Here is a 10,463-nt window from a genome sequence, read left to right as displayed (position 1 = left end):
AAAGCGCAGAAACCAGCACATACTACTACAGCGTGGACGCCTGCAGAGCCATCCCTGCCCTTCTGCGTGCCCATGAACTCACGAATGATTCCAGCTATTTGGATTCTGCTAAGCTGGCGGCTGGAACTTTCCTTAAAACCATGCAGGGCCAGCAGGCCTACGGCGGCTTCGCACGAGCCGTCACACTTGGGGATGCGTGGCTTCTGCAATTCGACATTGAATGCCTCTACGGGCTAGCAGGTCTCAAGCTATTAGCGGAGAAGCACGACACAGCCAACGCACCTGTTTACCAAGGCATCATGGATAAGGCGGTTGGTTTTCTCAGGGAAGGTTTTGAGAAGCTGTGGCTTAATTTTGACCCCGCAGATGGCAAGTGGCACCGTGTCGGTTTGAGTGAGAATGAGGTTTACGATGACCCCTTCGCTTACGCCTTGGTGGGTTTGTACGCGGTGGAAGGTTGGAGCTTAACTTGTCAGCGGGTCTACAGCTTTCTAAACAGCATTCGTGCTAGCGCCACTTATCCAGCTTATGACCCTGCGGTGTGTTGGGCGGGCTACATAGACGTCGTCAACCGAACTGTGGCATGCGACTACTACGACGCCGTCACCAGTGGAATCCTCTGGCGAATCCGAAAAAACCACGACCAACCCAGCCTCAAACTCAGCGTAGAAGTCATCGGCAAACACTCATCGGAGTTCATGTTCTGGGGCGCCAAACACCACGACTACAGCCCAGTCGAGAACAAATGGGCTATGGCGACAGTTTGCTGGCTATCCCAGCTCTTCCTAAACTACGAGGAACCCAAAACCCAATTCACCAAAATTCTGAGAAGCAAAGGCGAAGCCGTCACGCTGTATCCTGTCCGCGAAGCCGCCGCCACTGTGACGTTTGGTGAGCCGCTGGATTTGCTAGCGGTTGTTTCTCCGCTTAAGGCTGAGCAGGTCATGATTGAGGCAGGCTACTACCTCAACGACTACTTGGCTTTCTACACGTTTCTTCCCGTCCGAGTCCACGACAAAATCAGGAGGCAAGGCGAAGACTACGAAGTCCAAACCGTCACGCCGTTTACGTTTGGGAATCAGCGGTTCTACTTCAAAAGCACAGCTAGGAGGCTAATCGCAACTTGAGCGAATTTGAGAACCCCGTCATAACTGTATTGCGCTTAATCGAGTCCCGCTTAAGAGTTGTCAAAGACGACGGCGGCTTAGCCCGTGTCCTATGCTCGCAAGCTAACTATGACCGGGAACTGCTCAAAGACATCGACGCCCAAATCACAGTTTCCAAGACAGCTGAACCCTGCCAATCACAGAAGCACACTTTAGACGGCAAGCTGAGACGCCGCATCTATTCGCTCAGAGCAACCATAACCACAGTGGACAAGCCGTCGGCTAGCGCTGATGTGGGCAGAGTCATGCGGGACAAGGTACTTGAGCAGCTTCTGTTGATTATTCCCGAAAACCGCAACTTGCCCTACAGAACCTTCTACAATTTTTACCCGTTAGACGCTGCGTCGGCAACTCACAAAGCCTACGATGCCGTAGCCCAAACCGAACCTGAGCCGTCAAGCCCTCTTTGGACGGAACTGTCCAATTCTGAGTATGTGACTCTTTGGGGAAGCGACGACCAAAGACACACAAAAACCGCAAGTGGCAACGGCGAGTTTGCGTTTATGCTTTTCCGCCTCAAAATAGGCGCCAAAGCTGGAGAATGCCGAAATGAACCGAGAAAGCAGTGTCTAAAGAGCCTTGCCTTGGTGCTTGAAGGCTTTGGGGCGTCGCCTGCTGGCTATGGCGTGACTCTGAAAGTGTGGAATCAAGCCGCAGGTTCTTGGGGTGACGCTCAAGTTGGCACTGCAGAAACAGACCAGACCATAACCGTCACTTTAACGTCAAATCTCACGAACTACGTCAACGACGACGGCTACCTCTACCTCATGGCACGAACCACTAACCCCTCCGACGGGGTTTCGCCTGTCGTTCTGCACTGCGATTTCGTCCAAGCCACCGTTGACGTGCATGGCGTAACGTTCTGCGACATCCAGAGTTGGCGCGACGTTGATGTGGTGGATGTTAAGCCGTTCCTCTACAAGGAAGAAATCGGTATTGTGGCGTGGCTGTTTGAGTCCATAGCCATTTCATAGTCACAGGTGAAAAAATATGGTTGACACCTATCATAGCGACCAAGAAAAGTTCTACTACGTGACCGAAGGCACCTTCGGCGTAGTGCCAACTAGCCCAGCGATGCTTGGGCATTCGTGCAGTTTAGTGGAGCCCGACATAAACCCGAACAACATCCGCGTAGCAGGCACAGGCTCAGTGGACATAGCCGCGCTTAAGCGGGGGTTGCGGCAGCCCGTTTTGCGAGTGAAGTATCCTTTGCCTTCCGACGCGCCCATCAACCTGCTCCAGTACGTCAAGCAAGAACTCAACACCAGCCTTTCATTGCAGGTGCTCTACTACAAAGACATCTTCATCTCCGCCACAGACATCATCAGCCTGCTCTACAAGGGCGCACGCTTCAACAAGGCAGTCCTAACCTGCGACATCGACGGCATCATCGAATGTGACGCCGAGTTCCCAGCCCAAGACCTCGAAGTCACCACAGCAAAAATCACAGGAGCCACATACACCGAGTACGCAGGCGCCATCTCAGGAAGCGAGAGCTACGTTAAAATCGGCGGCGCAACCTGCGAACGCGTCACCTCATGGAAGCTGCAGATTGACAACAGCTGCAAGCCCGTCCCAGTCATCCGCTCAGTTAACGGGCACATAGCCAAGTATCTGCCATGGGGCAAACGGCTTCTCACTGGCGAGCTCACGTTTGAGTTTGAGAGCAAACAGGAAGCCGACGACATCTTAGCTGACACGGAGCAGTCCAGTTTGGAGTTTGGGCTTGGCGGAGCCAACAAAGTCACTGTGGAGCACACCAAATGGGACGATTTCAGCCTAAGCGGAAAAGCCGAAGACCTCATCTACGCTAAGGCATCGTTCACGGCGCGGGGGCCATTAACAATTTCTTAGGAGCAGTAAGCATGCCGAAGAATGAAACCCAAATTTATGTGCAGACAATCGCGTTGATGAATCGTTTCACAGAACGCATCAGTAAGCTTCCTGTGGATTTACAGGCGATTTTGCTTGCTGATTTAGAAACGGCAATTGAGAACCGCTTAAAAGTTTTGGAGAAGGCGCAGGTATGAAGCAGGAAACCTTAGAAGTTGACAGCCGATTCGGCGAAGAATACATGGGCAAGTACGTTTTCAAAGAGATAACTTGGGCTAAGCGGAACCGCATCATCCAAAAACACACCAGATACAACCGTCTAAGCGGGGACGTGGAGAGCAGCGATTTCATAGCCATTCAGGCGGAAACTATCATGGCGAGTTTGCATGGGCAGCCAGCGTCTAAGCCCATCACGCTGGAGAAGCTGCTGGGCGAAGACGACGGAGTCCCAATTGAGCTTGGCGAACTCTTCTCTAAGGTAGTCAACAGGCTAAACGGCATGAGCCATGAGGATTTGCGTTTTTTACTAGAGCAGTTAGACGAGGAAAACCGCACAGTGCTCTTTCAGAGTTTCGGTTATGCAAAGAATTCGGCTGGACACCCACAGAACTCGCAAAGCAACCAGCCCGAACAGTGCAGGAGTTCTGCCACATCTTGAACGTGATGGATGAAATGGCAGAGGAAGAGAAACGGAAGGCGGAGCGTGAAGCACGACGGCGGTAGAAGTAACCTGTGACATTGATGGCGTGGAAGAGTTCAAGGCTGCTATGCAGTGGTTCGATTCGGGCATACAGCGTCAGGTTCACAGCCAACTGGCTAGCTGGGCTGCCGACGTCAAAGCCCAAGCCGTAAAAAACGCGCCCATGGTCACAGGCTATCTACGAAGCACCATCTACGCACGGGTCAAAGATTGGGTGGCTGAAATTGGAGCAGACGCCGCCTACGCCCTATTCGTAGAGTTGGGTACTCGGTACATGCGTGCTCAGCCCTATCTCTATCCAGCTATTCAGCTGTACCTGCCTGAACTGGAAACCGTCACTGTCTCAGCCATTGAACAAGCCAAAACGGAGGCGGGCTTATGAGCTTTCGGGAAATCGCTTTAACTGTTCGTGCAGTAAACCGGGCGAGTGCCGAGTTTAACCGCATCCAATCCGACGCCGAAAGCTTAGCTACACGGGTGAAAAGTTTAGGCTCTGCTCTTGCGGGGTTGGGCGCTTCAGGCGTCGCCATCGGCTACGTCGCCAACCAGTTCGGCTTACTTGGCGATGCGGAGATGCGGGTTTTCAACTCTGCCATGTCCGTCGTCAACGTCATGGGCGTGTTCCTGCGTACAAGCACAGGCTTAGCCGTAGCACAGAAAGTGTATTCCGCGGCTTGTTGGGTAGCAACTGCAGCTCAGAACGCTTTGAACATTAGCTACGGAACCTTCTTGGCATTGACGGGTGTGGGGATTGCGGTGATTGTTGCGGCTGCGGCTGCCATGTGGACTTTTGCCAACAGTATGAACCAAGCAACCGCCAGCGTCCAGAACTTCAACACAGCAGCATCCGAGACACCCACGTACACCCGCAGCATCCAAAGAGCAGGCGAATCCGCGCTGACGTCTGGTTCTCGGGGCGGCGGTTCTGAAGCTTCATTCTACAGGAGGGGCGTCGAACAATGAGCGTTAACCCGCCAGCCTTAACGATTGCGTTGGGCTCCGTCGGGGTTCCCCAAACCGACGTGGTTGAAGCGCTGGTGCATCTTGGCGCCACTAAAGAGGTGAGCAGCTGGGAGCTTTTGCTGCAGAACTGGGACGGAAAATACAGCCCAAACGGCACCTACCCGCTTAATGTGGGGCAGGACGGCTACATCTGCATCGGCAGAGGCACCACTGTTCCCCAACTCATTACCACGCGGACGGAGAGCATAAAGTACCAGTCAACGCCTTCAGAGCACTACGTGCGCGTGGCTGGGAGATGCTGGGGTGAGAAGCTTTTCCGCCAAACAGTGACCAAAGATTACAGCGGCTACAAGGGCGAAGCCATAGTCAAGGATTTGTTGGATTACTATTCGGGGATAAGCCATGTACGTGGCAGCACCGAGTTGGTCGAGGACACGGACACGACTTTCACTGACCTTAAAGTGCAGGATGCCCAAGTGTGGGATTTGCTGCAGAAAATCGCTTCCCAAAGCGACAAACAAGGCGTCATAGGCTTTGATTTCCGCACGATGCCTGATGGCAAATTCGAGTTTTTCGCAAGGGGCAGCAAAACCAGCCCCGTCAACTTAACCGACAAAATCGAAGCCTATGAGTATTGGAAGGAGATTATCGCGGTCAGAAACAAAGTCACCATCTACGGAGCGCAAGACAAGAGCGTGCCCCTGAATAAGGTGGCTTGGACGCAGAGCTTAACGCCTGCGGATGGTTCTTGGACGGCTACGGCTGGGCAGGTCAGCTTGGAAACTGGTATGGGCAGTCCCTACAGCATCAAACTGTACGTGCAAAACAACTATTTCGGCGGCGCCCTCTTCCAGCTAAACGGCGTGGTTAATGGGAATTTGTATCCTGAGCTGCATTTTGCCATCCAAAAAGAAACCTACTTCGAAGCAGGCTCAGCGCTTGTTCTCTGGGATAGCTCCAGCCGCTTCGCTAGTCGCCAATTCACTTTCCAATCCGTAACCGCCGCTGGCTCTGACCAATGGACTAGTGAAGCCTTCAAGGTAGGCGCTGCAAACGCGGTTGAATGGAGTGTACAGTCAGGGTTTGACTGGTCACAGATTAAGGCTGTGGCGTTTTATTGTTATCCGGTTCAGGTTTCTGGTTCTGGCGCGTTTTGGATTGACAAGTTCTACTTTGGCGGCTTACGCTACAGCAGCGTCCAGCAGGATTCGGCTAGCCAAGCAGCCTACGGGTTGCGGGAGCTGGTGGATGTTGATGAGGAACTCTGGAGCGACAACGAATGCCTGTTGCGGGCTAAGGCGATTTTGGCACAGATGAAAGACCCGTTCGAGTACATCACTCTGAAGAGCAGCGTCATCGACTACGGGAATACTCCTCTGTATCCAGCCGACACGGTAGCTGTGTCTTTGCCAAACGAGAACGTCGGCGGGAATTTTCGCATCCTAAGCGCCGAATACCACGTCAAAGCCGAATCGGGCGAGTTGGAAGTCACCTTGGAGCTTGGTCGCGAGAAGGCGCTGCTGGCAGATTACGTGTACGCTCTTCGTTCTAAAGTGGATCATGTTAACAGGTACAAAACTGCGAGGTAAGCAAGATGAAAGCAAGTTTAAGGAAAACGGTTGAGGGTTTGAGTGCGGGTGACCTTGTCTGTGTCAGCTGGTGTGACGCCAGTGTGGGCAAGAGTAGCGGCAGCGGCATGGCCATCGACGTGCCCGTTAAAAGCTGGGGCATATTCGTGGGGCTTATAGGCGACAAGGTTAAGCATATTGTTTTGGCGCAGAACAGTTTCCGCTACTCCGACGGCCTCTTCGACTTGGATTATACGGCGGTTCCGCTCAGCTGGACGGTTGACGTCTCAGTGCTGGTGAAAGAGCACATTCCCAAAGACGCTGCGGCAAAGCTGGTGAACAGTTTCATGGTGGGTGGGCATCGGATGTTTAGTCGGGTTCGGACTTTTCAGCGTAGAATGTTTCAGCAGAGGTTGAGCGTAGATGGCAGACCCGATTAGGCGGGCGTTGACGCGTAGGCGGATGGAGCGGGGACGCTGGATTGAGGAAGAGCCAGATGCGAAGCTGGTTTTGGGCGTTAAATTCGCCATAGGCATGACCGCGTTCATGTCCGCGTTGGAGTTGGCGCACATGATGCTGTTTCATTCGTGGAATGCTGAGGTGTTTGCTTCCATCACAGGTTTGAGCGGTACGATTGTTGGGTTGTTTGTGGGGCAGAAAACATGACGAAGGGCAAGCCATGGGACATCGAGGAAATCCGCATGCTTCAGCGGCTGGTAGAAGAAGGCAAGAGCATCGACGACATCTGCAGGGTTATGGTAAAGTCGCATGATGCGGTAGTGCAGAAGATGTTTGATTTGAAGTTGAAAGTGGTGAAAGAAGAAAAAAGGCGTGGTTCTGGGAAAAAGACGATTTTTTCTTCTTCCCAACTATCGCTGCCTTCGGATTTGCCTAATGTGGAGGAGACGCTGCGGATTTTAGCTGCTGCTCTCTTGAAGAGTGCTGAGGCTGGGTTGAGCAAGGATGAGGTGGGCAGGTTGCAGGTTGTGGCTACGTTGGCTAAGACCTACAAGGACGCTTTCGCCGAGTATTTGGATTATCGCGGAATTGAGGAGCGATTAGATGCACTGGAGGCTAAGTATGAGGGGTTGGAGAAGAAAGGCAAGGACGCTTCGGCTGGAGCAAGCGAAAGCCAAAGTTGACCGCATCGAAGCAATCGCAGGCGCTCATGAGGTCGCAGAGAAAAGGCAGGTGGAAGCTTTGCAGCATAGTTTTAAGGAGTTTTGTGAGCGGTTTTTCGGTTTTACGCCCTACGCTTATCAGCTGGATTTGGAGGCAAAGTTTGAGCAGTACCAGTTTAACGCGGTGCGGTGGCCAAGGCAGACGGGCAAGAGCTTCATAGTCTCAGGCTTAGTCCTCAAGTACGCTATTGAGCATCCCAACAGTTACATCGCGATTGTTGGGCCTAGCTGGCGGCAGACTAAACTGAACATTCGGCGTATCGGCGGGTTCGCCCGCAGGTATCTTGGGTGTGAGCGGGGCATCCAAAAGACCCGTGTTAGCCTGCCAAACGGCAGTGTGATTGAGGCGTTTCCGAATAATCCTGACACTATTCGCGGTCCGTCGTTTCATGTTATTTGGTGGGAGGAATGCAACTTTACCGCCAACGACGAGGATTTGTATGATGCGATACTGTTTACGCTGGGCACAACTAATGGCAGGCTGATTGCGACTTCGACGCCGTGGAATACGGATAGCCTGTTTTGGAAGATGTGCAACCACAAAGACTTTGGCGACTTCGGCAGGACGCATATCACTTGGCAGCAGGCGCTGGAACCCAACGGACCACTAAAACCCGCGATTATTGAGAAGATTAAGCGCCAATTCGGCGACGACCCCTCGCGTTGGCGAAGGGAAATGGAGGCTGAGTGGGCGGAAGACGAGGACGTGTGGTTGCCTCAGAGCCTGATTGTCTCCTGCGTGGGTACGGTGAAGAACTGCGGCTTTGACCTGCAAGAATTCAACCCCGAAGAAGAGTGCCAAGGCGAATTTTATGCGGGACTGGACTTGGCGCAGACAAGGGACTACTGTGTCCTCTCAGTGGTTGAACGCTTAAACGATAAGCTGTTTCTGCGGCATTTGAAGATTTTTCAGCAGCCCACACTCTACGCTCAAGTGCTTGGCTACTTGAAAGCGTTGCAGGACAGGTGGGGCGGCTTCCAAAAAATCCGAGTAGACTTCACACGCGAAGGACCATCGATTATCGCTGACATGGAGAATGCGGGCATCGAAAACGCGGAAGGCGTCAACTTTAGCGTGCCCAGAAAAAGCGAGATGGCTTCGCTTCTGAAGCAGCGCATGATGAACAAACAATTCTACTATCCACTGCTGAATTGGGAGCGGCCATATCGTGGGGACATATGTACTGAATTGAACGTGGAGCGTTATGAGCTGCGCAAGGACGGCGCCATAGGTTTCTCGCATCCGAACGGTACGCATGATGATGTGTTTTGGAGTATTGCGTTGGCGGTGTTTGCGACTGTGCATATGGAGCCCGAACCATTCTTGACAGTTATTCCGAGGTGACGGATGTGCGGCGGCAGAGGGATTTTCGGGTTAGGCAGGTTCGGCGCATCTACAATCGGGAGGAAGAGAAGTTCACGTTTAACATCAGCTACGAGACGCACACTAAGTTGACGCCTCGGAGCTTGGTTGTGGCTGAAGCCTTTGGACTGGGCATTGATGAAGCGCAGAAGTTCAAGGTTTTAGATGCGGAGCTCAAGATTGGTCCGCGAGATATTGTCTACATCACAGGGGACAGCGGCAGCGGCAAAAGCGTTTTGCTTAGGGCAATCAGGGCAGACTTAGGCGACGAAGCCATCGACCTATCTGAAGTTGCTGTGGACGCGGAGAAGCCGTTAATCGAGACAGTCGGCGCCACAGTAGAGGAAGGCTTGGAGTTGCTGAGCCGTGTGGGGCTGAATGACGCGTTTCTTTTCCTACGTACATACAGCCAGCTCAGCGACGGGCAGAAGTACCGTTACCGCATCGCAAAACTCATCGAATCTGGCAAGCAGTGGTGGCTCATGGACGAATTCGCCGCATGCTTAGACCGGGACACAGCTAAGATTATTGCGTTTAACTTGCAGAAAATAGCTCGGCAGCAGGGCAAAGCAGTCATTGCAGCCACTACGCATAGCGACCTGCAAGAGGACCTCAAACCCAGCGTTTTAATCCGTAAGCGTTACGGAGAAGAAATCCAAATTAGCTACTACGCAAACGAGGCAGCCTCTGAATGCAGCCTTGTCCGTGAGATGAGGGTGGAAGAGGGAACCAAAGAGGACTGGCAAAAACTCAGCCGCTTCCATTACCGCGGGCACAAGGTTGCGGTTCCACGTAAAATCTTCCGTCTCGTGCGCGGAGATGAGCTTTGCGGGGTTATCGTGTATAGTTATCCGCCGCCAACCTGCTACGGAAGACGCCTTGTGCTGCCGCGAATGACGATTCAGGAGTTAAACAAGCAGCTCAGCATCATCAACCGCGTAGTTATCCACCCAAAATATCGCACAATAGGCTTAGGCGCCAAACTCATACGTGAAACGCTACCGTTGGCGGGGACGCCTTACGTGGAAATGATCGCTGTCATGGCGAAATACAGTCCGTTTGCGGAGAAGGCTGGACTACGCAAGGTGGCTGAGCAGCTAACCGTCAAGAGCGTTTCAGCGGTTTCAGAGGCACTTCTGGGGTTGGGGTTTGACCTGCAGCTTTTAGGCAGCGAACGCTATGTCACAAGCAAGCTCGGAAACCTTACGGCACAGCAGCTTGAGAGGCTGAAAGAGGCATTCGCTAAGTGTATGCATCCCCGGTTTAAGAAAGAGTTTGCAGTCAGCCGACACAGACCGTTCGGAAAAACAAGCGACTACATCCAGTGTATACGTGATGTTGATTTGGTTAAGCTTGCAAGGCTGGTGAAGCTGGTTGGGTTGCTTTCGCAATCTAAAGTTTACTTGTTTTGGGGTCATCCTCAGATAGCTGATAGCCCAAAATATTGGGCATAAGTGAAAATAAAACGGGCGTAATTGGCGCTTTTATGTTATCTCTTTTAGTACTCGTGATATTTCTTGGCTGTCAATTCCTATTGTAGCGGCGGCTTTGCTTATGTCTTCGTTTGAGAATTTTCGGACTGTTTTTCTGGCTGTTTCCTTTGGTATTACGGCGAAGAGTTGCTCCTTGAGCTGAGACAATTTTACGTCAGAGTACCATAGGAGCGCGTAGATGTCGGCTATGTCTTTG

At 52.5% G+C, this 10,463-nt stretch carries 14 protein-coding genes; 13 read left to right on the top strand and 1 reads right to left on the bottom strand.

Annotated features, from left to right (window positions below; genetic code table 11):
* From NWE95_07470 to NWE95_07410, 13 genes are all read left to right on the top strand, one after another.
* On the top strand, window positions 1-1,127 hold a 1,127-nt coding region (locus NWE95_07470), incomplete at its 5' end, for a hypothetical protein (GenBank protein MCW4003733.1).
* A complete protein-coding gene (locus tag NWE95_07465) occupies window positions 1,124-2,140 on the top strand; it encodes a hypothetical protein (protein MCW4003732.1) in 1,017 nt (338 codons plus the stop codon). The genes NWE95_07470 and NWE95_07465, both read left to right, overlap by 4 nt.
* Before the next feature lie 16 nt (window positions 2,141-2,156).
* The gene (locus NWE95_07460) at window positions 2,157-3,020 is read left to right on the top strand and encodes a phage tail tube protein (GenBank protein ID MCW4003731.1); all 864 of its coding nucleotides are present in this window, start codon (window positions 2,157-2,159) and stop codon (window positions 3,018-3,020) included.
* Window positions 3,021-3,031: 11 nt separating this feature from the next.
* Window positions 3,032-3,196, top strand: coding sequence for a hypothetical protein (locus NWE95_07455; GenBank protein MCW4003730.1), 165 nt, complete (start codon window positions 3,032-3,034; stop codon window positions 3,194-3,196).
* A complete protein-coding gene (locus NWE95_07450; protein ID MCW4003729.1) occupies window positions 3,193-3,657 on the top strand; it encodes a hypothetical protein in 465 nt (154 codons plus the stop codon). Before NWE95_07455 ends, NWE95_07450 begins: the two co-directional genes overlap by 4 nt.
* 88 nt (window positions 3,658-3,745) lie before the next feature.
* Complete coding sequence (locus NWE95_07445) at window positions 3,746-4,081, top strand: HK97 gp10 family phage protein (GenBank protein ID MCW4003728.1); 336 nt, start codon at window positions 3,746-3,748, stop codon at window positions 4,079-4,081.
* A complete protein-coding gene (locus NWE95_07440) occupies window positions 4,078-4,662 on the top strand; it encodes a hypothetical protein (GenBank protein MCW4003727.1) in 585 nt (194 codons plus the stop codon). The genes NWE95_07445 and NWE95_07440 overlap by 4 nt, the downstream gene beginning before the upstream one ends.
* Window positions 4,659-6,251, top strand: a complete 1,593-nt coding sequence (locus tag NWE95_07435) for a hypothetical protein (GenBank protein ID MCW4003726.1) — start codon at window positions 4,659-4,661, stop codon at window positions 6,249-6,251. The genes NWE95_07440 and NWE95_07435 overlap by 4 nt, the downstream gene beginning before the upstream one ends.
* 5 nt (window positions 6,252-6,256) lie before the next feature.
* Window positions 6,257-6,670, top strand: coding sequence for a hypothetical protein (locus tag NWE95_07430; protein MCW4003725.1), 414 nt, complete (start codon window positions 6,257-6,259; stop codon window positions 6,668-6,670).
* Complete coding sequence (locus NWE95_07425) at window positions 6,654-6,896, top strand: hypothetical protein (protein ID MCW4003724.1); 243 nt, start codon at window positions 6,654-6,656, stop codon at window positions 6,894-6,896. The genes NWE95_07430 and NWE95_07425 overlap by 17 nt, the downstream gene beginning before the upstream one ends.
* Window positions 6,893-7,372 carry a hypothetical protein gene (locus NWE95_07420; protein ID MCW4003723.1) on the top strand — a complete coding sequence of 160 codons (480 nt, stop codon included), beginning with the start codon at window positions 6,893-6,895 and terminating at the stop codon, window positions 7,370-7,372. The genes NWE95_07425 and NWE95_07420 overlap by 4 nt, the downstream gene beginning before the upstream one ends.
* Entirely contained in the window at window positions 7,311-8,756 is a 1,446-nt protein-coding gene (locus NWE95_07415) for a terminase family protein (protein ID MCW4003722.1), read from the top strand. The genes NWE95_07420 and NWE95_07415 overlap by 62 nt, the downstream gene beginning before the upstream one ends.
* Window positions 8,681-10,228: a hypothetical protein gene (locus tag NWE95_07410; GenBank protein MCW4003721.1), complete on the top strand. Its 1,548-nt coding sequence runs from the start codon at window positions 8,681-8,683 to the stop codon at window positions 10,226-10,228. Before NWE95_07415 ends, NWE95_07410 begins: the two co-directional genes overlap by 76 nt.
* Before the next feature lie 30 nt (window positions 10,229-10,258).
* Here the strand turns inward: NWE95_07410 and NWE95_07405 are convergent.
* Window positions 10,259-10,463: hypothetical protein (locus tag NWE95_07405; GenBank protein MCW4003720.1), on the bottom strand; the 205-nt coding region annotated here is incomplete at its 5' end.

It is taken from the genome of Candidatus Bathyarchaeota archaeon, assembly GCA_026014725.1.
Taxonomy (GTDB): Archaea; Thermoproteota; Bathyarchaeia; order Bathyarchaeales; family Bathycorpusculaceae; genus Bathycorpusculum.
Note: the sequence above shows the minus strand (reverse complement) of the source record. Positions and strands in the feature narration are given on the sequence as shown.

Bases quoted from the DNA above. Each gene is read 5' to 3' on its own strand.
- NWE95_07460 (MCW4003731.1), top strand. From the start codon at position 2,157: ATGGTTGACACCTATCATAGCGACCAAGAAAAGTTCTACTACGTGACC.
- NWE95_07455 (MCW4003730.1), top strand. From the start codon at position 3,032: ATGCCGAAGAATGAAACCCAAATTTATGTGCAGACAATCGCGTTGATG.
- NWE95_07450 (MCW4003729.1), top strand. From the start codon at position 3,193: ATGAAGCAGGAAACCTTAGAAGTTGACAGCCGATTCGGCGAAGAATAC.
- NWE95_07440 (MCW4003727.1), top strand. From the start codon at position 4,078: ATGAGCTTTCGGGAAATCGCTTTAACTGTTCGTGCAGTAAACCGGGCG.
- NWE95_07435 (MCW4003726.1), top strand. From the start codon at position 4,659: ATGAGCGTTAACCCGCCAGCCTTAACGATTGCGTTGGGCTCCGTCGGG.
- NWE95_07430 (MCW4003725.1), top strand. From the start codon at position 6,257: ATGAAAGCAAGTTTAAGGAAAACGGTTGAGGGTTTGAGTGCGGGTGAC.
- NWE95_07425 (MCW4003724.1), top strand. From the start codon at position 6,654: ATGGCAGACCCGATTAGGCGGGCGTTGACGCGTAGGCGGATGGAGCGG.
- NWE95_07420 (MCW4003723.1), top strand. From the start codon at position 6,893: ATGACGAAGGGCAAGCCATGGGACATCGAGGAAATCCGCATGCTTCAG.
- NWE95_07415 (MCW4003722.1), top strand. From the start codon at position 7,311: ATGAGGGGTTGGAGAAGAAAGGCAAGGACGCTTCGGCTGGAGCAAGCG.